The organism is Nonomuraea sp. H19 (assembly GCF_052068215.1).
GTDB lineage: Bacteria > Actinomycetota > Actinomycetes > Streptosporangiales > Streptosporangiaceae > Nonomuraea.
In genome coordinates this window covers 699,218-721,634 of sequence record NZ_JBQHCV010000001.1, presented here as the reverse complement: position 1 = coordinate 721,634, position 22,417 = coordinate 699,218, and the positions used below count along the sequence as shown (strand labels likewise).

Here is a 22,417-nt window from a genome sequence, read left to right as displayed (position 1 = left end):
AATCCGTCCTAGGACGCGTACGGTTCGAGCGCCCTGACCAGCGACTCGGGAACCCTGGCGGGTGCCGTCCTGGTGTTGGGCCCACGCATGCAGGCCACCCGCTGCCTGCCGCGGGCGATGAGCGTCTCGGTCCCGTCCTGGTTCAGCCGCATGTAGTCGAAGCCGAACTCGACCTGCGTCTGCGCCAGCTCGGTGAGCCGCATCCTGATGGACAGCTCGTCGAAGGCGGTGATCTCCGCGAAGAACTCGCAGTCGACCTTGAGCGTGAAGAGCTTGAGATCGTCCTGCAGGTCGGCGAGCACGTCGGGGGCCCGCTCCTTCAGGAACATCTCCCTGCACCGGCCCTGCCAGCGCAGATAGTTGACGTAGTAGACGTTGCCCACGATGTTGGTCTCTTCGAAGCCGACCGTGTGGACGTACTCGAAGTACTTGCTCATGACTGTGACCGTCCTTCGGTGAGTACCGCGACGACGACGGGCTCCGGAACGTCTCGCACGGCCGTCACGAGCGTGGCGACGCGCAGCTCCGCCGAGGCGAAGACCACCCACGCGTCACGCTCTCCCGGGGTGACCGTGAGCGGCTCGGCGTCGCCGAGCCCGGCCTGGCGCAGGCAGCGCACGGCGGCCGAGACGCGGGCCGTCGCGGTGTCCGGCCGTTCCCCGGTCTCCGCCGCCACCCGCTCGATGAGCGCCGGCTGCGCCGCCGGCTCTTGAGCCTCCCGTACGGGAGCGATCGCGCAGCCGATGACGCCGGGTCCCGCCACGCACAGCGTCAGGCCCTCCATGTGGGCGGACGCGACCGTGTCCCCGCGGGCGCGTCCCGCGATGCGTGCGGCGGCCAGAGCCTCGCGGGCTTCCTCGCCCTGCTGCCCCGGTTCGACGGAGACCGCGACCCGGACCCCGGTCAGGTCCTCCAGGGTCCGCTCCAGGTACGGCCCGAGCAGCGGCGCCACCCAGGGACCCCGGCCGTCCTTCTTGCGCACGGCCTGCAGCCGCAGACCCTCCCACCGCTCCACGACCTGCCCGTCCCGCGTGCGCACGGCGATGTCGTAGACGTAGGTGTCGCCGTCCCTGCTGCGCTCGGTGGCGCAGTAGCGGAGCCGGTCCTCCGAGGCGAGCGCGGGGCCGCCAGGATGGATACGATCGATGCCGGTCGGCAGCAGGGTGGCGTCGGGGACGCAGACCTGGTTGCCGTGCATCAGGGCGTCGCGCATGCCGGGGTCGCCCAGGAGCAGCTCGCCCGGCAGGAACGCGGCGAACCAGTCACCCGTGTCCAGCACCGCGACGTCGGCCTCGACGTCGCGGGCCTCGGCCCGCTGGTAGCGGGCCAGCCGCTGGAAGCGCTTGCCTTGGAAGAGCACGTCCCCGTACAGCTCCGACGCCGGGTCGAGCGGGACCGGCGCGAGGCCGTCGCCGGCCTGCGCGGGCGGCCCTTCCGGGGCGCCGTCGCCGGTCAGGCGGAGCACGGCCCTGAAGTGGTCCACGTCGTAGCCGGTGTCCGCGCTGCGGATGCTGAGGGCGAGAGTGTCGTCGTCCTCGGTGACCGTCGCGGCGACGCGCAGCGTGGTGCTGCCGCCGGGCGGCACGATGATCGGGCGCAGGAACTCCGCCCCCTCGATGATCGGCGTGGTGGCCCGCCCGGTGGTGGCCAGGGCCGCCTGGGCCATGGCCTCCATCCCGAACACGGCCGGGAACAGCAGGTTGCCGTCGAGGTGGTGGTCGGCCAGGTAGAGGTCGGTGCCGTCGGTCACCTCGATCTCGGTGACGAGCTCCACGCCGTGGTAGCGGATGAGCGGCTTGCCGACGAACCGGAGCAGGGGCAGCTCGGGCCGGTCGTAACGGACGGTGTGGATGCCCTCGGTGCGCCCGCTGATGACCACGACGCCGGAGGTGCCGGGGTCGGCGACGAGCCGCCTCATGATCTCCACGCCCCGGTCGGCGGGGATGGGTGTGACGCCCTGGCGGGTCAGCCTGTCGATGACGGACAGCCGCTCCCCCATGCCGACCTCGGACCACACGGACCACTCCATGCAGATGCTCCGGCAGCCCGGATGCCGCTCGGCCACCTCGCGGGTCAGCTCGGCCAGCCACTCGTTGGCCGTCGCGTAGTGGCCCTCCCCCGGCAGGCCCGCCCGGCCGATGATGCTGCCGAAGGCGACCAGCAGGCGCAGCCTGTCGCCGTCCACCGCGTCGAGCACGTTGCGCAGGCCGTCGACCTTCGGGGCGAAGGTGCGGCGGAAGGCGTCCATGTCGAGGGTGGCCAGCCCCTCGGGCTCGTTGCGGCCGGCGCCGTGCAGCACCGCCGTCACGGGACCGAGCACCTGCTCCGCCTCGGCGACCGCCCGCCGCACCTGGCCGGCGTCGGTGACGTCGACCCTGGCGTAGTGCACGGCCAGCCCCGCGTCGGCCATGCGCCGCAGGTTGGCGGCGAGCTCCTGGTCGTCGGCCGGGTCGGAGCGGCCCAGCACGGCCAGCGCGGCGCCGCCGTCGGCGGCCACCGCCAGGGCGCATTCCGCCGTGATGCCCTTGCCGCCACCGGTGACCAGCAGGACGTCGGACGGGCCCAGCGGTTGCTCCGTGCGCGCGGGCCGTACCGGCATCGCGCGCATGGTGGGCACCCGGCGCACTCCGTGGTCGTCGTAGTACGCCTCGGCGAAGGCGTCAGTGGCCGCCACCTCGGCGGCTACCCAGCCGGCCGCCTCCGGTACCGCAGGTACGTGCACGACGGTAGTCCGGAGGCCGGCCTCCAGATGGAGCGTCTTGGCCAGCCCCGCCGCGCCCCGTCCGTGCTGGACCAGGACGAACCTGGTGCCCGGTCCACCGGCCAGGGCGGCCTTGGCGCCGAGCAGGGCCTGCTCGACGTCATCGGGCGCGCATTGCGGAGGTAGGCACACCAGCACACCAGATCCGACCTTCCCGCGTTCGAGTGCCTCGCGCAGCGGCTGGGCGATGGGCGAGTCCGCGCCCGCGAACACCTGCCACGGCCCGCTCTCCTCGGCGCCCGCCCGGGACGGCAGGGGCAGCTCGTCGAGATCGACGGCGAACGGCCGGACCCACGGGGCGGAGCCCGTCACTCCGGTCACCGCCCGCTTGCCCGGCTCGGCCGCCAGCTTGTCCAGCGCCTCGCCCAGCTCGCGCAGGCTGGCCGTGGCGAGGTTCGTGGGAGCCTGCCCGGCGGACAGGCCGAGCTCCTGGGTGGCCTGGTCGATGATGTGCATGACGGTGACCGAGCTGAGGTGCAGCTCGTCGAGCGGTTTGCTGTCTTCGGTGACCATCTCCAGAGGCAGCTCCGCGCGTGCGGCGGCCAGGCGGCGCAGCAGGTCCGTGGTGGACTCGCCGGGCTTCCCCGCCGTGGCGGCGGGCGCGCCGGCCGGCTCCTCGGGCTGCTGCCCGGGCGCCTGCGCGACGGAGATCCGCGGCGCCTGCTCGGTCGGGCTCATGAAGAACGAGAGCTCGGCCCCGATCTCCATCGGCCTGGTCAGCCGCCCGTGGAACAGCTCCTCGTGCGCCACGGAGGCGCCTGCGACGTAGGCGGCGGCGACCACTCGCAGCAGCCCGGTCAGCGACTCGTCATCGGTGTCCAGCGCGATCGCCGGCACGTCCGTCACCCCGGCCGCCAGCCCGCTGAGCACCCGGCCGGGACCGACCTCGATGAGCAGGGCCAGGTCCCGTGCCGCCTGCTCGACCGCCTGAGTGAAGCGTACGGGCGCGGTGATCTGCTCCCGCAACAGCGCGGCGATGTCGGTGTCCGGCGCGAGCGCGGTCCCCGTGACCGTGGAGACGACCCGGCGCCCAACCCTGCCGAACCGCTCCTGCTCGAGATACCGGGACAGGGCCGCGGCCGCGGGTGCGACCAGCGGCGAGTGGAAGGCGTGCGAGACGTTCAGCTTGGTCCAGCTCACGCCGGCCGCCCTGGCCGCCCGCCCGACCTCCTCGACCGCCGCCACGGAGCCCGCCACGACGGTCTGGTCAGGGCCGTTGTATCCCGCGATCACCACGGGCAGGTCGCCGATCAGGGCGGTCACGGCGTCGGGCCCGGCACGCAGGCCGGCCATGGTGCCGGACTCGCTGTGCTCGGTCATGGCCCGGCCGCGGCCGGTGGCCAGCCGCAGGAGGCCGTCCTCGTCCATCACGCCGGCCCAGTGCAGGGCCGAGAGCTCGCCCAGGCTGTGGCCGACCGCGACGTCCGCCTCGATGCCGAGCATGGACAGCGCCCGCAGCCCCGCCATGGAACCCGTCACGATGCGGGGCTGGGCCACGGCCGTGGCCACCACGTCGCCGCCCGAGGGCAGCGCGGCCTCGGCATAGAGCTCGTCCACGTCGGCGAAGCGCCTGCGCAGCGCCCCGCCGCCGGTGCCGGAGCTCGCGCGGCCCGACCCTTGCCCGGGGAAGAGGTAGCCCAGCCTGGCAGGTCCGGCGGCGTGGCCGTAGAAGGCCCTGCCGTCGGGGGTGAGCAGCCTGCTCTCGCCCGAGTCGATGGCCTCCAGCAGCCGCGCGAGCTGCCGTTCCGCGTCTTCAGGAGAGGAGGCGACGACGGCCGCCCGGTACGGCAGACCGCGCAGCTCGCCCTGGAGCGTGGCGGCGAGGTCGGCGAGCTCGGCGTAGGACACGGCGGGCACGTAGTCGTGCAGCCGCGCCACCCGCTCGCGCAGTTGCTCGGGCGAGCCGCCGTCGAACAGCAGCAGCTCGGCGTCCTGCAGCGAGGAGGCCAGCAGCTTGGTCCGGCGTCCCAGGCGCCGCCGGGGCGCGGTGTTCTCGATCACCACGTGCGAGTTGATGCCGCCGAATCCCATGGCGCTGACGCCGGCCCGCAGCGGAGTCCCGTCGGGCCACGGCTCGGCCACGCGCAGCGCACGCAGCGTCGCGGACTCGCCGGTCAGCACCTCGTGCGGCTCGACGCAGCCGAGGGTGGGCGGCAGCACCTGCTCGTGCACCGCCATGACGGCCTTGATCAGACCGGCCACCCCCGCCGCAGCCTTGGCGTGCCCGATCATCCCCTTGATGGAGCCGATGGCGGCCGGCGCGACCGCCGGGTCCGCCGCCTGGGCTCTGGCCTGTGACAGCGCGGTCAGCTCCGTGGCGTCGCCGACCGCCGTGCCGGTCCCGTGGCCCTCGAACAGCGCGACCGTGTCGATGCCGAACCCGGCCATCTGGTACGCCCGGCGCACCGCGAGCTGGTATCCGGCCACCTCCGGCCTGGTCATGCTGCCCTTGCCGTCGGAGGAAATGCCCCATCCGGCGATGGTGGCGTAGATCCGGTGCCCCGCCCGTACGGCGTCGTCCTCGCGCATCAGCACGACCATGCCGCAGCCCTCGCCCGGCCAGAAGCCGTTGGAGTGCCGGTCGTACAGCCGGAAGTCGTGCTTGGCCAGGGCTCCGGTCTTGGCGAACCCGATCACCTCGAACGGGTCGATGGACAGGTCCACACCGCCTGCGATCGCGACGTCGAGGTCGCGGTCGGCCAGCGACCTGCTCGCCGTCACCACCGAGAGCAGCGACGACGAACACGCCCCGTCGACGGTGTAGCCGCCGCCGTTGAGATCGAAGTGGTTGCAGATCCGCCCGGCGATCGTGTTGGCCAGGGCGCCCGCGAGGGTGTCCTCGTCCACGGGCGGGAACGGGCTCTTGAACGCGGCCTCGTAGCCGGACAGGAAGCCGGCCAGCTTGGCGTCGTCCCAGCCCTGCTCCCTGAGCGCGGCCGCGAGCGTGCGCCGCACATACGGCCAGCGCAGCCGCAGCGCGTTGGCCCGGCTGAACTCGCCGGTGAGCGTGTTGCCCACGACGACACCCGTGCGCTCCTTCGGCAGCCCCTCGGCCCCCGGGAACCCGGCATCGGCCAGTGCCTGGCCCGCCATGTCGAGGGCGAGCCAGTGGGTGAGGTCGGCAGAGCGATAGGTGCTGCCGGCGATCCTGTGGGCGACCCGGTCGAACGTGTAGCCCTCGATGACGGCGGCGGTCTTGGCGTAGAAGCGGTCGGGCGTCGTGGGATCGGGATCCCAGTAGTCGTCCAGCCGCATGCGTTCATCAGGCAGCCGCCTGAAGGCCCGGCGGCCGGCGATGGCGTTCTCCCACAGCGCGCGAGGCGAGTCCGCATCGGGGTACCGGCAGGCGAGGCCGACGATCGCGATCCTGGTCATACCCGCGCGACCTCTTTCTCAGCGGAGTCGACCGCCGCGGCGGCCGCGGCGGTGACACGGGCCGCGTCGCGCTCGCGGGCCAGCTCGACGATGCGCAGCGACCACAGGAAGCCGCCGCGGACGAGGCAGACGATGGCGGTGGCGAAGAAGATCCCGTACGGGATGCTCATGCCGGTCAGCAGTCCGTAGGTCAGCGCCACGCCGCCGCCGAAGGCGATCTGCGACAGCGGCTTGGACGGGCTCGTACCCGGATCGGTGATCATGTAGTTGGTGAACAGCACGAACGCGACGCCGGTCATCATGGACAGCCCGCCGAGGATCGAGACGTCGTCGAGGATGACGCCGCGCACGACAGCCTGGAGGGCGAAGACGGTCACCCAGGAGACGATCAACCACATGCGGTTGGTGAGCTTGGCGTTGAGCATCGTGCCCGCGACGATGATGACGACGGGGATGATCCAGTCGATCGGGTTGGTGACGTGCTCGGTGAAGTGGTACGGCGGCGCGATGCTGGCCCAGGGGATGACCAGCAGGATCACGGCGATTCCGAAGTTGGAGGGGTTCATGAAGTGCCGCAGGCGCCCGCGCACCGGTGCCCTGAGCACCCACTTGGCTCCGACCGCGACCGTGATCCCGAACATCATCACGAGGACCTGGTCGTTGACGTAGATCAGCATGTTCATCGCGATGCTGGTGATGTGCGCGGGGTAGAGGAACTCCACCAGCCCGCGGAAGCCGTTCCCGAGGAAGCGGGCCGGACGGCCCTCCGCGCGGGCCCCGATCCATTCGAGGACGATCTCGGTGGTGTAGCCGGTCGCGAGGGCGATCAGCGGCCACGTCCACGGCTGCTCGAAGCCCAGGACGGTGTAACCGAGGATGTTGAAGATCGTGATCGAGAGGGCGAACCTGCGCAACGCCGTGACGACCTTCGGGTCGTGGCGCGGCGGACCACCGGCCTTCGCTGTCTTGTCAGCGGCCATGACGTCACTTCTCCTTCGCTTGCGAGCCGAGCTGGATGGCGTGCCTGCCCGGAGAGAGCTGAAGATCCTGCTCGCGCACCTGTCCCGTGCGGTCGCGCCACCGCAGGTGGACCGTCACCGGTCCGATCACGTTCTTGCCGAGGCCGAGGTGCACCTCGTGGCTGCGCCGGCCGGAGTGTCCGCTGCCGCCGTCCACGCGCCCGATCACGGTGCGCCCGCCGGCGGTCACCGTCGCCTCGGCGCCGACGGCCGGGGAGCCCTGCGCACCGGTGGCGGTCTCGTGGGTGAGCTGGAGCGTGATGGCCGATCCGGCCGGCTTGCTCTGGTTCTGGTAGAAGATCGGCGCGTCCCACTGCCGGGCGACCGCGAGGTCGAGCAGCCCGTCGCCGTCTGCGTCACCGGTCGCGATCCCCCTGGTCGGTACGGGTACGGCCAGGCCGAGCTGAGGGGCCACGTCGGCGTAGGCGCCGTTCTCCTCCTTGACGAAGAAGGCGAGCGTCTGGCTGCCCGCGATGTCGGCGCCGGCGTTGACCACGGGCCAGGAGTGCGGGTTGCGCAGCACGCCGTCGTTGGCCGTGGCCAGCTCCTGGAGCTGCGGCCAGCGGTTCACGTCGCCCTTGACGAACCCGGTCGCCTGGACGATGGCGGGGACGCCGCTGTTGTCGAAGTCGTCGATCTTGACGTCCCAGCCCCAGCCGGTCCATGCGGTGCGGGTCTGCGCGCTGCGGTCGTCGAAGGGCGCCACGCCGTCGTCGAGCTGGGCCCGGAGGTCGGCCTTGTCCTTCGCGGTGTTGAAGAAGGCGAAGTTGCTCTCCTGGATGCCGAACGAGGTGGTGATGTTGCTGACGAAGGTGTCGTAGAGGCCGTCGCCGTTCAGGTCGCCGAAGTCGGAGCCCATGCCCTTGAAGGAGTCGTACCCGAGCGTCTTGGACTTGGGCACCCACGGCGAGCGGACGCCCTCGACCAGCGAGAACGTGATCCGCCCTGGCGTGGACCGGTTGTACAGCAGCCGGTCGGGGCCGAAGTCGTTGTTGAGGAACAGCTCGGGACGCTGGTCACCGTCCATGTCGGCGGTACTGGCGCCCAGTTCCCAGCCCTTGGAGACGTCGGTGGGCAGGACGGTGTCGAGCTTGTCGAACGTGGGCGCCGACGGGGCTCCGGCGGTGACGCCGGTCCAGCGGAAGAAGTAGTTCTCGCCGCCGTTGACCGCGTGGGACATCGAGTCGTTCATCTCGACGCCGCCGTTGACCTTGTCGTTCAGCACGGGGCCGTGCGGGAAGTAGTTGCCGATGAAGATGTCGAGGTGGCCGTCGCCGTCGAAGTCCGCGGTGGTGGCGGTGTTGCTGTTCCACTGCGGACCGGTGTAGGTGCCGCCGCCCTTGCCCGGCACCAGCTCGGTGGGCACGTACGCGTCGGCGGCCAGCGCCGTGGCGCCGGCCTTGGCCAGGTAGACGATCGGGGTGCGGCCCCAGAAGTAGGTGAGGATGTCGTTGCGGCCGTCCTCGTTGAAGTCACCGGCGAGGCAGCCCATGGGGGCGATGGCCTCGTTCATCGGCAGCGTCCCGGGGTTCAGCGCGAACGGCCGGTACCTGTCGGAGCGCTCCCCCGGGGTGGGGGTCACCACGATCTGGTCGATGCGGGGGTCGGTGACGCACAGGTCGTTCGACAGACCGTCCATGTCGAGGTCGTTCATCGCGATCCCGGCCCCGACGGAGGAGATCCAGGCGTCGATGTGCTTGTAGCGCTGGTTCACCTTGCGGATGGTCTGCTGCGGGTAGTCCGCCGGCAGCGCGATGCTCAGCGGCTTGAACGAGTACGCGCTCGCCAGCTCGGCCTTGGCCTCGTCGGAAGCGAAGGACGGGCGGCCTATCACGAACAGGGCGGCCATCACCACGAGGGCGACGACTCCCGCCTGTTGCCTGCGCAGCCAGGTGGCTACCGTGGTCACGGGGTAACACCTCCTAGGGAGACGAATGTGTCGGCTATGCGCTGCCGCCAGATCTCGTAGCCGCCCGGTAGGGACGGCTCTGGGCGGGTCTGGATGCTGATCTCGGCGGCGTGCTCCGCCGTGGTGCCGCAGATGATCTGGGTGGCCTGACGGGTGTGCGGCACGAGGAGCCCGGCCCGGACCCTGGCCTCGGCGGCGAAAGCGCTGCCCTGGGCGAGCTGGGGGTAGTGGACGCCGGCCTGGTGACGCAGCTCCCGCAGTTCTTCGTCGGTGGCGCCGCCCGCGTAGGTGGCGGCCAGGCCGGTGCCCGCGTACAGGTCGGCGCGGCGCTGCGCGGGGAAGCTCTCGATCAGCGCGACGACCCGCTCGACGTCGGTCCCGCCGACGAACCACAGGGCGCGGCCGATGCCCTGGTCGATGGCTCGTTGCGCGTAGGCCTCCTGGCCGGCGGGCCAGGGGAAACGGGTCTCCCGCACCTGCTGGTGGACGTACCGCTCGGTGTGGAAGTAGGCCTGGTGGAAACCGTAGCCGTCGTGCACGAGCCAGAGCAGCAGCGGGTCGAACAGGGCGCTCTTCGGCCACAGGAATCTGGGCAGTCTGGCCATGGCCCACCCGATCCCGACGTAGATCATGTAGTTGTGGCGCTCGCCGCCGCCGGTGAGTGAGCCCCTCACCCTGCGCAGGTCGCCGAAGGTGGCGCAGTCCAGGACGGCGAATCCCATTCCCGCGCCTTCGTAGGCGAATCCGCGGAACCGCTCCGGGATCTGTTCCAGCCGCTCTTCCGCTTCGGCGGGAGTGCGCGACTCGACGGCGTACCCGTAACCGGTGAGGAATATCTCACCAATTGTCTCCAGCAACTCCCGGGCAGCCTCGTCCTTCACATGGAAACCGCGGACGGCAAGCTTCGTCTCCGCGATATTCGGGGTAAGTATTCGCTTTCTCAGCGATCGCAGCAGGCCGGCCATATCAACCCTTCACCGCTCAACCAGCAGATATTCTCTTCCATTGACACATGACGTCGAATGCCCGTACAACTCCGGTTGTGCTCACCAGAAAGGGCGAATTCGGGCAGCAGCGAAGTGACCGCCGACAATTACCTGGGTAAATACGAGCGATTCAGCGGGTCAGTGGGGCGCGTTTTCCGCGGCGAAATGCAGGCGCACCCGCCGACGCCACAGCTCGTAATCCGGGACGCGGCCGGAGGCGCCGGACGCGACCGCGGTATCGTCGGCGAGCGCGACCGCGCCGGCGACGGACAGCCCGGTGAGCACGTTTCCGGCGGCCTCGCTGTGTGCGGGCACGTGGCCGGAGTAGTGGCGGGCCTTGACCGCGAACACCGAGCCCTGTGCGAGTTCGTCCCGGTGCTCCCCGGCCTCGTCGCGCAGCGCGGCCAGCTCGTCGTTCCCGCAGCCGCCCGCGAACGTGGCGGCCAGGCCGACGCCGCTCCACAGGTCCGCCTGCCGCTGGGGGGCGAAGCGCCGCACGGCGGCGGCGACGTCCGGCACCCGCCCTCCGTGGATGAACCACAGCGCGCGGCCGACGCCCTGGTCCACGGCCTGCGGGAAGTAGTCCGGCGCGCCCCGCCACGGGTACGGCGCGGGCACCCGCTGCTCGTCGACGTACCGCCGGGTGTGGAAGTAGGCCAGGTCGAAGCCGTAGCCGTCGACCGCGAGCCAGCTCATCACGGGGTGGTACGGCGAGCCGGTCAGATCGGGCAGCACCTTCTTCCACAGGACCCTGGGCAGGCGGGCCATGGCGAAGCCGATGCCGATGTAGGCGAGGAAGATGTGCGGCTGCCCGGGGCCGAGCAGCAGCTCACGCGTGCGGCTGCGGCGGCCGCCGCCCATGGCGTCGAGCACCGTGAAGGCCATGGTCACGCCCTCGTAGGCGAAGCCGCGCAGGTCGGCCCGCACCATGGCGAGCCTGCGCTCCACCTCCCACTGGTCGCGCGCGTCAATGCCCCATTCGAAGCCGCAGACGACGGCCTGCGGGATCGCCTCCAGGCGCTCCGTCTCCGCGGACGGGATGACGGGGAAGCCGCGTCCCTGGAAGGTCACCTCACTCAGGGACGGTGCGAGCACCAGCCTGCGGAGCGAACCGATCAATGTCGACATCGTGGACCTCTCCTCACCAACCGACGGGGTCGGGCACCCTCATCAGGATGCGTTCGGTGACAGGAGCGGGCTTTTCGCAGATTGCGGTGGTGGGCCAAAATGGCCACGAATAGCACAAATGCGGATGAAGTCAGCCGGCCCAGCCGCTGAGCCGCCAGTCGCCCTGGAGCGGCCACCGGCCCCGGCTCGGCCCGCGCGCCAGTCTGCACGGGTCCGCCCAGGACGGCGGCTCGTCCTCACGGGCCCTGGTCTCCCTCATGCGCATGGTGAGGGCCCGTACGACGGCCTCCAGCTCTTCGGGGGTCGCGTTCCCCCGGACCACGGTCAGTTCCATGGCGCACCTCCCGCTTCCGACCGTGGATCCGGCCGGCGAGCGCGCGCAACTCCGTGGATGCCCACCCGCGGCGGGCCTGCCGTCCGGCAGGCCCCCCTCAGTGCTCGACCTGGTCGTCGAACTCCACGACCAGGGGCAGGTCGACCCGCCGGCTGATGTTCAGCTTGCGGTAGGTGCGGGTGAGGTGCTGCTCGACCGTGCTGAGCGTGATGTAGAGCCGCGCCGCGATCTCCCGATTGGCGTAACCCGCCGCCGCCAGCGCGGCCACCCGCCGCTCGGCGTCGCTCAGCACGCCGATCAGCTCACTCGGCAGCGGGGCCGGCACGACGCTCGGGTCGTCGGCCCGGCTCAGCGCGCTGATCATCGGCTCCGCCCGGCACTCACGCGCCGCGGCCTGGGCGCGGCCCGCGATCGTCCGGGCCCGGCGGTACTCGCCGAGCGCGTCGTACGCCTCGACGAGGTCGAACAGCGCCCTGGCCAGCTCGTACCTGTCACCGGCCATCTGCAGGTACTCGGTCGCCTGCCGCAGCAGCGCCGGGCGGCGCGCCGGCTCGGAGACGGCGGCCTGCAGCCGCAGCGCGATGCCCTTGCCCCTGCGGCTGTCGGCGCCGCAGAGGCCGAGCTGGGTCTCGATGAGCTCCCTGGCCTCCTCGAGGTGCCCCATGCGCAGGCACGCCTCGCCCGCGTCGGCGCGCCACGGAATCAGGCCGGGCGTGTCGAGATTCCAGGTGACCATCAGCTCGCCGCAGCGCTGGAAGTCGCGCAGTGCCAGCGCGAAGTACTCGTTCGCCAGGCTGTACCGCCCGCGGGCGTACAGGTAGTGCAGGCCGTACCGGGTCTGGAACATGGTCTCCGGCACGGGACGGTCTAAGTACTCGCGGACCGCGTCGTACTTGCCCATCGCCGTCAGCGCGATGATGAGGCTGCTCAGCGGCCCGCCGATGGCGACGCCCCAGCTGCTCATCGGGATGGTGTCGAGCGCGATGCGGGCGTGGTGGGCGGCGGCGGGCATGTCGCCCTGCCGGATCGCGATCTCGGCGCGGATCGCCGCGAGCCTGGCCTGCCTGCTGGGGGCCTGCCTGGACATCGCCTCGGCGCTGAACATGTCGCACGCCGGGACCGCGCAGTCGAAGCGGCCCGCGTAGGTGAGGGCGAGCAACGCGTTCTCCACGGTGTCCATCGACATCTCGTCGAGATGGGAGTCCTCCAGGATGCGCTCCACGGCGTTCAAGCTCTCCTCGCGCGGACCGCGGGTGAGGACCTCGGCCAGGGCGAGCGTGGCCTCCACCCGCCGGTTGACGGCCACGGACACCATGCCGGCCAACGCGCGCCGGCCGGTCGGGCGTGGGGCGCCGGCCAGCAGCGGCGGGTAGGTGACGCGCAGCCAGAGCTGGGCGACGACCATCTCGGCCAGCGTCTCGTGATCGACGCTCTCGCGCTCGTCGCTGAGCTGCTCCAGCACGTCGCGGGCGTCGTCGAAGCGCCCGTGCCACAGCAGGGCGCGCGCCAGCACGATGATGTCCCCGCCGTGCAGACTGCCCCGGTTCACCGCCTCGGCGAGCTCGGCCAGGTGCCCGGCGGGCGCGGCGGGGTTGATCCGCCATTCCGCCCGTACGAGCATCGTCGTGATCTTCAGGCGGTGCTGCTCGTCGGTGCACTCCCGCCAGGCCAGCCGCAGGTAGGCGACCGCGGACTCGACCTGGCCGCCGCGCAGCGCGTTCATGGCCGCCTCTTCCAGGGTGGGCAGCACCCAGGGGTCCTCCAGCTTGGAGGCCTGCAGGAGGTGGTCGGCGACCACGCAGGGCGTCATGCCCGCGTCGTGGGTCACCTTGGCCGCCTTGCGGTGCAGGTCCATCCGCTCTTGCGGGTCCGTCCCCGCCAGGACGGCGCGGCAGATGGCCTGGTGGCGGAAGTCGCGGCCGGCGACCAGTCCAGCCGCGCTGAGCGAGAGCAGTTCCCTGCTGATGTCGATCAGCGGGATGTCGAGCAGCCGGTCGAGACCGTCGGTCTCGCCGAGCACCGCCAGCCCGCGCGCCACCTGCATGGTCTGCGGGTGGCCGCGCTGCAGGCAGGACAGCACGGCCTGGCCGAACTGGTCGCCGGCGACGGGCTCGACGGGCGGCTCGCCCACGGCGCGCAGGAACTCCCTGTAGTCGTCGACCAAGGCACCGGCCAGGAGGGGGTTGCCGCCGCTGAGCGCGTACCACTCCTTGGCGAATCGCCCGGCCGCCTCCTCGTCCAGCCGCTCGGCCATCAGCTCCTCGACGCCCTCGGGCGACAGGGGTGAAAGCTGCAGCCGGCGGCAGTGGGGCTGCCGCAGCAGGTCCGTCTCGAAGTAGGCGTCGGCGCACCGCATCCGGTCCGAGTGGGCGAACACGGCCACGATTCTGGCGTTCCTGGCCCGCCGGGCGAGGTAGGCCAGGCAGAGGAGCGAGGCGCGGTCGGCATGGTGGACGTCGTCGACGACGATCACCAGCGGGCACCGCTCGGACAGGTCCAGCAGGACCGTGCACAGTGAGTGGACGACCTGCGCGTCGATGAGCTGGTCGGCATCAGAGCCGACCACGCTCGCGGCCTGCGTGCCCTCCTCGAGCAGCGCCATCGCCCGCTCACGGTCGGTCTCCACGAGCGGCGCGTCCTGAACGAGCTGGCGCAGCACGCCCAGCGGCAGGTCCCGCTCCATGAGCGAGGCGGTCGCCGAGACCGCCAGCGCGCCGAGCTCGATGGCCTGCTCGGCCACGGAGCGCAGCAGCGAGCTCTTTCCCGTCGCGACAGCCCCGCTGACCAGGGCGATCCTGCCCCTGCTCAGCACCGCGTTGGCAAGGAGCGACTCCAGAGCAGCCAGCTCCTCCTGTCGTTCGATCAGTCCCACGGCCGTCTCCTCTCGAGTTGCCGCCGCTGTCAGATCGGCAGGACTCGGCCCGACGGTGTCCGCAGGTCGAGCCAGTACCGGAAGCCGCCACGAGCGCGTGGTCTCCGCTTCCTCGCCTGGGTTCGCCTCATGATCCTCACCTCGGGTTCCGGTCCCTCATCGGCTTGGTTCGAACGCTATGCCGGGGGACCATCGCTTCCTTATCGTCCGGCTATCATCCGCCGTGCCCGGGCGGGAACCTGGCGCTGACGACGGCATTCGGACTCGGCCGGCGGGCGCACCCGGCCGGGCTCGGGCACCGCCGCCGGAGCCGACCACGTCCTGGCGACGGCCGACCCGACGGCCTCCAGCGCGGCGCTCGTGATGTCGCCCCGGATCCCGGCGCCCCACGCCGTCCGGCCGCCGAGCCTGCACTGGGCGTAGACGGCCACCTCCTCGCGGCCGCCGGCCAGGCCGCCCATGTGGTGCACCGCGCGTACGTCGAAGCCCTTGACGGCGAGGGCCGAGCGCAACGTCCTCAGCGTGCCGGCCCAGGCGGGGCCGGCGTCGTACTCCGGGCCGTCGATGTACAGCTCGGCGACGGCGCCTTCCGCCGCCGGCGCACCCTGCGCGACGGCGTACGTGGCCTCGAAGACCTCCCGGATCCGCTCCGGCCGGATCTCGCCGCCCTCGGCCTCCGCCAGCGCCTGCACCACCTGGGCGAAGTCGATCTGCAGCGGCCGGGGCAGCGTGAGCCCGTGCCTGGCGCTCATCACGTAGGCCAGGCCGCCCTTGCCCGACTGGCTGTTGATGCGCACGATCGTCTCGTAGGTCCGCCCCACGTCCTTGGGATCGACGGGCAGGTACGGCACGCTCCACGGGAGCTCCGACGGCGGCAGCCCGGCCCGCGCGGCCTCCTGCTCCATCGCGTCGATGCCCTTCTTGATCGCGTCCTGGTGCGTGCCGGAGAACGCGGTGTAGACCAGGTCGCCGCCGTACGGGTGACGCGGGGGCACCGGGATGCCGGTGCAGCTCTCCACGATCCGGCGGACCCGGTCCAGGTCCGAGAAGTCGATGCCCGGCTCGATGCCCTGCGTGTAGAGGTTCATCCCGAGCGTGACCAGGCACACGTTGCCAGCCCGCTCCCCGTTCCCGAACAGGCAGCCCTCGATCCGCTCGGCGCCGGCGAGCAGGGCCAGCTCCGCCGACGCCACTCCGGTGCCCCGGTCGTTGTGGGGGTGCACCGACAGGCAGACATGCTCGCGCCTGGACAGGTTGCGGTGCATCCACTCGATCTGGTCGGCGAAGACGTTCGGCGTCGAGCGCTCGACCGTCGTGGGGAAGTTGAGGATGATCGGCCGGTCCGGTCCGGGCTCCCACACGTCCATGACCGCCTCGCAGATCTCCAGCGAGAAGTCCAGCTCGGTGTCGTTGAAGTGCTCCGGAGAATACTGGAAGGCCAGGTCGCAGTCGGGGATGAGCTTGTCCGCGTACGCCATGACCGTACGGGTCCCGTGGACGGCGAGATCCCGGCACTGCTCGCGGTCCATCCCGAACACCAGCCGCCGGACCGCCGGCGAGGTGGCGTGGTAGAGGTGCAGGGTCGCCGTGGACGCCCCGCGCAGGCTCTCCATGGTGCGCTCGATCAGTTCCTCGCGCGCCGGCACGAGCGCCGTGATGCGCACGCCGTCGGGGATGCGCTCCTCCTCGACGAGGAGGCGGACGAAGTCGTAGTCGTCCTGGCTGGCCGACGGGAAGCCCACCTCGATCTCCTGGTATCCCATGCTCACCAGGAGTTCGAACATGGCCAGCTTGCGCTCCGGGCTCATCGGCCTGGCCAGCGCCTGGTTGCCGTCGCGCAGGTCGGTCGAGAGCCAGCGCGGCGCGGCGTTGATCGTGGCCGCGGGCCAGCGGCGGTCGTCGAGCGAGATCTTCGGAAATGCGGCATAGCGATTGATCTTCATCGCGGATCCCTCACTGCTCGCGAACCACCCTCAGTTGAACGAGCCGAAATAGGCCGAATAGGAGTGCGGCGAGAGCAGAACCTGAATTTGATAGGTGCAGGCTTCGTCAATCATGCGGAACACGACGACGATCTCCGGATAGGCGGCGCTGAGACCCAGACCGACGAAGTAGCGATCACTTCCGAACACGATGCGGTACAGGCCGCGGTCGAGCTTGTGACCGCGCCACTCCTTGACGCGCCCCTCGTGATCCGTCACCGCCCGGGCGTCGACCACCCACTGGCCGTTGTCGGCACGGTCCAGACGCACGTCCACGCTGGCGGCCGGCCGACCGTAGACGCTGTCCAACGCCTGTACGTCAAGGCCCATCTAACGCCACCTGTTCAGAAGTTCCATCGCTGTTCTTCCGGGTTGCCCCACCCGTGGTGTTGGCCACCCGAGTGACCCGCCGCATACTCGCGCCACCCGGGCTCGCGTCAAAGATTGTCGCGGCCCGCTATCCCCGCACCTTCGGCTCGCTATCCCCGCGGCTTCGGCTCGCTATCGGCCGGATATCGCGGCACGGCGGGATCGCGCCGCGGCTTATCCGAGAGTGCTGGATTTCCTCGGGAGGCTCGGCCCGCAACGGCCATTGACCTGCTTCGATGGCGCGCCGGAAGCGCGCCGATATGGGGCCGATGGCGGCCGGTGTGAGCGTCTGTGGCGAGCGGCGAAGACACCGCCGCGACATCCACCCGGAGGTAGGCACCATGGGCTCGATCATCGCCAGGAACGCCGGCAGGATCCGCATGTCGATCATCGTCGCGGCCGCCGCCGCGGGCACCCTCGTGGCGGCGAGCCCGGCCGCGCTGGCGGCGACCGCCTCCCCCGTGCCCACGTCGGCCGACGCCGAGCCCTGGGGCGCCGCACCCGCCGACGCCGAGCCGTGGGGCGTCGCGCCCGCCGACGCCGAGCCCTGGGGCTGATGACCACTTGGCTAGACGGAACACCTGGCGAAGCGGCCGGCGACCACTGGTCCCGGCCGTTTCGCGTTATACGGGGTTCTTATTGGCCGTCACATGCTGGGGCGCGCGCGCTAAGAATCATTCGGCGGGCACAGAGAATACAGAGTGGCCGTGGATCTACCAACACTGTAGTCTAAACCCCAAATCGGTCGAACTTCTCTCGGGGGAGACATCATCAGGATGCATACCGATCTTGTTATCGGAAGCATCCCACCAGGCACTTAGGAGCCATAATCTCAATTACGGTGCCTGCCTAATGCCGGCCTGCTTCGTTCAGCCAGGGGCGTGAGGTTCGCCATTGGGTGGAGGCATCATCAAGGAGATGTGCGTGGAGTTTCGACTACTGGGGGCACTCGAAGTCACCCAGAGTGGAAAAACTATCGAACTCGGGGGCACGCGGCAGCAAATCACACTGGCGACCCTCCTCCTGAACGCGGACCGGCCGGTCGCGCTGTCCCGCCTGATGGAAGCCATCTACGACGACGAGCCCCCGGCCACTTCGCGCGCCCAGGTGCAGATCTGCATCTCGGGGCTGCGGCGGCTGTTCGAGGCGCACGGCGACCCTAACACGATCGTGACCAAGCCACAGGGCTACGCGATCCGCGCCGACCCCGACAAGATCGACGCCCGCGTTTTCGAGAGCCTCCTGGCCAAGGCGCGCAAGCTCCGCAACGGCCGCAACCTCGACGAGGCCATCCAGCACTATCGGGAGGCGCTCGGGCTGTGGCGCGGCCCCGCACTCGACGGCATCGAGAGCAGGCTGCTGCAGGCCATCGCGGGCCAGCTCACCGAGCAGCGCATCACCGCCAACGAGGACTGCATCGAGCTCGAACTGGAGCTCGGCCGCCACCACGAGCTGGTCGGCGAGCTCACCGGCCTGGTCAGCGTCCACCCGCTGCGCGAGCGGTTCATCGCCCAGCTCATGACCGCCCTCTACCGCTCCGGCCGGCAGGCGGAGTCCCTCCAGGTCTACCGCGACGCGCGGCGCATGATGATCGAAGAGCTGGGGATCGAGCCCAACGAGCGGTTACAGCAGCTCGAATCGGCCATCCTCACGGCCGATGAGAGCCTCGCCCCGCCCACGCCACCCACGCAGATCATCCTCGAGCAGCGGCTCACCCACTCCTCCGTCCCCGGCATGCTGCCCGCCGGCATCGCGGACTTCATCGGCCGCCAGAGCCAGATCGACGAGATCAAGAAGAGGCTGACGGAACCACCCGACGGCGCCGCCCGCTTCGCCGTACCCATCGTCGCCATCGCCGGCCGGGCCGGCATCGGCAAGACCACCGTCGCGGTGCACACCGCGCACAGCGTGGCCGGCCACTTCCCCGACGGGCAGCTCTTCGCCCACATGCACGGCGGCGTCTCCCGCCCGGTGAGCCCGATGCAGGTACTCGAACGATTCCTGCGGGCACTGGGCGTGCCGGGCACCGCTCTCCCGGAGACCCTTGAGGAGCGGGCGGAGATGTACCGCATGCTCCTGGCCGACCGCCGCATGCTCATCGTGCTCGACGACGCGGCATCGGAGAGCCAGGTGCTGCCGCTGCTGCCGGGCAACCCCGCCTCCGCCGTCCTCGTCACCAGCCGCAGCAGACTCGGCGGGCTGGCCGGCGCGACCCAGGTGGACGTGGACCTGTTCGACTTGGCTCAGTCGATCGACCTGCTCTCCCGTATCGCGGGGGCGGATCGGGTGTCGGCCGAGCCCGAGGCCGCCGCCGCGCTCGCCGAGCTGTGCGGCCATCTCCCCCTCGCCCTGCGCATCGCCGGCGCCCGCATGGCCGCCCGGCCGCACTGGGGCGTCGAACAGCTCGTGGAGCGGCTCAGGGACGAGGCCCGCAGGCTGGACGAGCTCATGCACGGCGAAATGGGCATCAGGGCCAGCCTGTCGCTGACCTACGAGGCCATCAGCGAGCCGGCGCGCCGCCTCTTCCGGCGGCTGGCGATACTCGACGCCCACATCTTCTCCGCCTGGACCAGCGCCGCCCTGCTCGACCAGCCGCTGGCCGACGTCCAAGACCTCCTCGACGACCTGGCCGACGCCCAGCTCATCGAGGTTCTGGGCACCGGGCGGCACGTCGGCGTCCAGTACCGCTTCCACGATCTCATCCGCGTGTACGCCCGCGAGCGCCTGGCCGCCGAGGAGACTCCCGCCATGCGCGCCGACGCGCTGGCCCGAGTGCTCAGCGCCCTGCTCCACCTGACCATGGCGGCCCGCCGCCGCGAGTACGGTCCGCCGCCCACGTCGTACCCACCGGCCGAGATCGACTCGCCGCTGCCGGACGAACTGGTCGAGCGGCTGGTCGCCAAGCCGATCGCCTGGTTCGAGCGCGAGCGCCACGTCCTGCTCGCCGGCGTCAGGCAGGCGGCGCAAGCCGGGTTCGTGGAGCTCTGCTGGCGGCTGGCGATGAACGCCGAAGCCTTCTTCGAGCTGCGCGTCTACCTGGACGACTGGCGCGAGACGCACGAGATCGCCCTGGAGGCCGCACGCTCCGGCGAGGACAAGCGCGGCCAGGCCGAGATGCTGTACGCGAGAGGCTCGCTGTCACTGATCGAACAGCGCTTCGACGACGCCGCGGGGGACTTCGAGGCGGCGCTCTCCCTTTTCCAGGAGGTCGGGGACGAGCTGCAGACGGCCAGGACGACCCGCGACATCGCCGTCCTCGAACGCATGAACGGCCAGATGGACAGGGCGGTGACCCACCTCGAACAGGCGCTGAAGATCTTCTCCGCCATCGGCGACCAGATCGGCGCCGCGCACACCCTGCACAACCTCGCCCAGATCCGGGTCGACTGCGACGACATCGACGGCGCCAAGATGCTTCTCACCGAGGCCCTCGTACGCAGCAAGTCCGGCGGCAACCGGCGGGTGACCGCCCAGGTGCTGCACCGGATGGGTCACGTCCACCTGCGGGCGCGCGAGGTCGCCATCGCGGCGGGTACGTTCGAGGAGTCGCTGGCGGTCGTGCAGGAGATCGGCGACACCATCGGAGAGGCGTTCGCCTTGCATGGCTTCGGCGTGGCCCGGCTGCGGCAGGGCAGGCTGGAGGAGGCGGGGCCGCTGCTGCGCGAGGCGCTCACCCGGGCCGAGCGCTCGCGCCACCGGCTCGCGGAGGCGCACTCCCTGGCCGGTCTCGGCGAGCTGGCGCTCGCGGCGGGCCAGGCGTCCGAGGCCGCCAACTGCCTGCACAAGGCGGCCGCCCTGTTCCGTCAGATGCGCATTCCGTTACTCGAGGCGGAAACCCTTCTCATGCTGTGCGAGGTCGTCGACAAGGACGCGGCGGCGATGGCTCGGTCGCGGGTGCGCGAGCTGATCGAGCAGGTCGGGGAGCAGGCCGGCGAGTCGCTGCGCGAGCAGCTGAAGGCGGCCTCCAGCCGCGAAGTCCACGCACCGTACGCGGACCTCTTAGCCGAGTCGTAGCAGCCAGGGGTCAACTAGCCTTGGCCGTGACCTGTTCCAGCAGGGCATCCAGCGTGGCGCCACGCAGCAGGGCGACCGGCTCGATCGCGACGCCGAGCCGGTTCTCGATTTCGGCCGCCATTCGCACGGCCGCGAGCGCCTTTCCGCCGAGTTCGCCGAATGTGGCGCCCGCCGCACCGCCGAGTGCGGCGTTCCAGATTTCCGTGACATGCTTCTCGACGTGCGTGCGCACATCGTCCTCCCGAAAGGCAGGCACATTCTGGGGAGACGATACGGCGGCGACGGAGGCCGTGTTTATCCGGGCTTGCGGAATTCTGCGCACCGAATCGCGCGCGGGCTCACCGGCCGACCCACTGCTCCAGCTCCACCAGGGCGTCGCGCACCGCCGGCACCATGGGCGTCAGCCTGCCCGGATGGCTGTCCACCAGACCGTCGAAGTGGGTGCCACCCTCGATCCGGTAATACCGGAACGGCCGATCCGGCCCCACCATCCTGGCGTACTGGTCGGAGTCCTTGGAGATCGGCAGCAGGGCGTCCAGCGTGCCGTGCAACGTGATCAACGGCTTGGTGATCCGCCCCGTCAGCGCGACCTTCGCCACCGCCGCGTACGGCTTGCGCGCATGGTAGTCGTAATCGGCTGGATCCCCCGTATACGAAGGATCCATTTCCTTTTGATAGATCCGCGCCGTCAGCTGCCAGAAGTTCGCAAAATGGAAAGGCCACAAGAATTCCGACCCCTCCGGGAAGCCCGCCGCGTGCACCCCCGCCGGGTTGCCGGGGTACGCCCGGAGTGCCTGGGGCAGGAACGTCAGCAGATTGTCGCCCTGGACGCTCCACAGCGTCCCCTCGTAGTCGACGCCGCCGTCATACAGCCACCCGCGGTTCTCCAGCTGCCACCGGACCAAATAGCCCCCGTTGGACATGCCCATCATGAACGTACGCGTCGGCGGCCGGCCGTACCGCTGCCGGATCACCTCCTTGGCCGCCACGGTGAGCTCCGTCACCCGCTGGTTCCACTCGGCGATCGCATCGCCCGGACCGCTGCCGTCGGTGTGGAACTCCGGACTGGTGTTGCCTTTGTCGGTCGCGACGAACGCATACCCCCGCGACAGCACGTAGTCCGAAATCGTGTAGTCGTTGGCGTACTGCTCCCGGTTGCCCGGCGCCCCGGTGACGATCAGACCGCCGTTCCACTGGTCCGGCAGACGGATCACGAACTGCGCGTCGTGGTTCCACCCGTGATTGGTGTTCGTCGCAGAAGTGTCCGGAAAATAGCCGTCGAGCTGGATACCCGGAACACCCGCCGGGTTGACGGTGCTCGACGCGTGCAACCCGGCCCAGTCCGCCGGATCGGTGTGCCCGGACGCCACCGTGCCCGCCGTGGTCAGATCATCCAGCGCGGTCGCAACCAGGTGCTCGGCACCGGGCACCGCCAACCGCTCCGGCGCCGTCCCCTGGCCCGCCGGGGATAAAAGCCCGGCGACCAGAGCCGAAACCAACGTCAAAGCGATCAACATCACGCCTCCTCGACGTCACTACGCCTGCGCCCCCGGTCACGGCACCGGGCGGCCGCGCCATGAGCGGGCGGCACGAGCCCTGCTCCTCGAACCCGGCACTCGGCGTCCGCCGGGCACCGCTCCGCCCGGCCGCCATGATCAGTGTCGTCGC

At 70.7% G+C, this 22,417-nt stretch carries 14 protein-coding genes; 2 read left to right on the top strand and 12 right to left on the bottom strand.

Annotation, left to right across the window (positions count from 1 at the left end; genetic code table 11):
• Nucleotides 1–8 precede the first annotated feature (8 nt).
• From ACTMTI_RS03290 to ACTMTI_RS03245, 10 genes are all read right to left on the bottom strand, one after another.
• The gene (locus ACTMTI_RS03290; RefSeq protein WP_441118080.1) at nucleotides 9–437 is read right to left on the bottom strand and encodes an acyl-CoA thioesterase; all 429 of its coding nucleotides are present in this window, start codon (nucleotides 435–437) and stop codon (nucleotides 9–11) included.
• Nucleotides 434–6,136 carry a type I polyketide synthase gene (locus tag ACTMTI_RS03285; protein ID WP_441118079.1) on the bottom strand — a complete coding sequence of 1,901 codons (5,703 nt, stop codon included), beginning with the start codon at nucleotides 6,134–6,136 and terminating at the stop codon, nucleotides 434–436. Before ACTMTI_RS03285 ends, ACTMTI_RS03290 begins: the two co-directional genes overlap by 4 nt.
• Complete coding sequence (locus tag ACTMTI_RS03280; RefSeq protein WP_441118078.1) at nucleotides 6,133–7,116, bottom strand: enediyne biosynthesis protein; 984 nt, start codon at nucleotides 7,114–7,116, stop codon at nucleotides 6,133–6,135. Before ACTMTI_RS03280 ends, ACTMTI_RS03285 begins: the two co-directional genes overlap by 4 nt.
• 4 nt (nucleotides 7,117–7,120) lie before the next feature.
• Complete coding sequence (locus ACTMTI_RS03275; protein ID WP_441118077.1) at nucleotides 7,121–9,064, bottom strand: CRTAC1 family protein; 1,944 nt, start codon at nucleotides 9,062–9,064, stop codon at nucleotides 7,121–7,123.
• Nucleotides 9,061–10,029: a DUF1702 family protein gene (locus tag ACTMTI_RS03270; RefSeq protein ID WP_441118076.1), complete on the bottom strand. Its 969-nt coding sequence runs from the start codon at nucleotides 10,027–10,029 to the stop codon at nucleotides 9,061–9,063. Before ACTMTI_RS03270 ends, ACTMTI_RS03275 begins: the two co-directional genes overlap by 4 nt.
• A gap of 159 nt (nucleotides 10,030–10,188) precedes the next feature.
• A complete protein-coding gene (locus tag ACTMTI_RS03265) occupies nucleotides 10,189–11,178 on the bottom strand; it encodes a DUF1702 family protein (RefSeq protein ID WP_441118075.1) in 990 nt (329 codons plus the stop codon).
• Between the two features lie 130 nt (nucleotides 11,179–11,308).
• Entirely contained in the window at nucleotides 11,309–11,512 is a 204-nt protein-coding gene (locus ACTMTI_RS03260) for an acyl-CoA carboxylase subunit epsilon (RefSeq protein WP_441118074.1), read from the bottom strand.
• A gap of 97 nt (nucleotides 11,513–11,609) precedes the next feature.
• Entirely contained in the window at nucleotides 11,610–14,384 is a 2,775-nt protein-coding gene (locus ACTMTI_RS03255) for a helix-turn-helix transcriptional regulator (RefSeq protein ID WP_441118073.1), read from the bottom strand.
• A 200-nt stretch (nucleotides 14,385–14,584) separates the two neighbouring features.
• Entirely contained in the window at nucleotides 14,585–16,327 is a 1,743-nt protein-coding gene (locus ACTMTI_RS03250; protein ID WP_441118072.1) for a 2-isopropylmalate synthase, read from the bottom strand.
• Nucleotides 16,328–16,357: 30 nt separating this feature from the next.
• Nucleotides 16,358–16,696 (bottom strand): hydroxyisourate hydrolase, encoded by a 339-nt coding sequence (locus tag ACTMTI_RS03245; RefSeq protein ID WP_441118071.1) that lies wholly within the window; start codon nucleotides 16,694–16,696, stop codon nucleotides 16,358–16,360.
• A gap of 380 nt (nucleotides 16,697–17,076) precedes the next feature.
• Between ACTMTI_RS03245 and ACTMTI_RS03240 the strand changes: the two genes are divergently transcribed.
• Both ACTMTI_RS03240 and ACTMTI_RS03235 read left to right on the top strand, forming a co-directional pair.
• On the top strand, nucleotides 17,077–17,292 hold the full coding sequence (locus ACTMTI_RS03240) for a hypothetical protein (protein WP_441118070.1): 216 nt from the start codon (nucleotides 17,077–17,079) through the stop codon (nucleotides 17,290–17,292).
• Nucleotides 17,293–17,659: 367 nt separating this feature from the next.
• Nucleotides 17,660–20,749, top strand: a complete 3,090-nt coding sequence (locus ACTMTI_RS03235; RefSeq protein WP_441118069.1) for an AfsR/SARP family transcriptional regulator — start codon at nucleotides 17,660–17,662, stop codon at nucleotides 20,747–20,749.
• Nucleotides 20,750–20,759: 10 nt separating this feature from the next.
• On the opposite strand, the gene ACTMTI_RS03230 is transcribed toward ACTMTI_RS03235, so the two are convergent.
• Together ACTMTI_RS03230 and ACTMTI_RS03225 are read right to left on the bottom strand one after the other, a co-directional pair.
• Entirely contained in the window at nucleotides 20,760–20,981 is a 222-nt protein-coding gene (locus ACTMTI_RS03230; protein ID WP_441118068.1) for a phosphopantetheine-binding protein, read from the bottom strand.
• Between the two features lie 106 nt (nucleotides 20,982–21,087).
• Nucleotides 21,088–22,266: an alpha/beta hydrolase family protein gene (locus ACTMTI_RS03225; RefSeq protein WP_441118067.1), complete on the bottom strand. Its 1,179-nt coding sequence runs from the start codon at nucleotides 22,264–22,266 to the stop codon at nucleotides 21,088–21,090.
• Nucleotides 22,267–22,417: the final 151 nt, after the last annotated feature.

Coding starts and splice junctions, on each gene's coding strand:
- ACTMTI_RS03265 (WP_441118075.1), bottom strand. CDS start 11,178: ATGTCGACATTGATCGGTTCGCTCCGCAGGCTGGTGCTCGCACCGTCC.
- ACTMTI_RS03270 (WP_441118076.1), bottom strand. CDS start 10,029: ATGGCCGGCCTGCTGCGATCGCTGAGAAAGCGAATACTTACCCCGAAT.
- ACTMTI_RS03260 (WP_441118074.1), bottom strand. CDS start 11,512: ATGGAACTGACCGTGGTCCGGGGGAACGCGACCCCCGAAGAGCTGGAG.
- ACTMTI_RS03245 (WP_441118071.1), bottom strand. CDS start 16,696: ATGGGCCTTGACGTACAGGCGTTGGACAGCGTCTACGGTCGGCCGGCC.
- ACTMTI_RS03250 (WP_441118072.1), bottom strand. CDS start 16,327: ATGAAGATCAATCGCTATGCCGCATTTCCGAAGATCTCGCTCGACGAC.
- ACTMTI_RS03290 (WP_441118080.1), bottom strand. CDS start 437: ATGAGCAAGTACTTCGAGTACGTCCACACGGTCGGCTTCGAAGAGACC.
- ACTMTI_RS03240 (WP_441118070.1), top strand. CDS start 17,077: ATGGGCTCGATCATCGCCAGGAACGCCGGCAGGATCCGCATGTCGATC.
- ACTMTI_RS03280 (WP_441118078.1), bottom strand. CDS start 7,116: ATGGCCGCTGACAAGACAGCGAAGGCCGGTGGTCCGCCGCGCCACGAC.
- ACTMTI_RS03225 (WP_441118067.1), bottom strand. CDS start 22,266: ATGTTGATCGCTTTGACGTTGGTTTCGGCTCTGGTCGCCGGGCTTTTA.
- ACTMTI_RS03285 (WP_441118079.1), bottom strand. CDS start 6,136: ATGACCAGGATCGCGATCGTCGGCCTCGCCTGCCGGTACCCCGATGCG.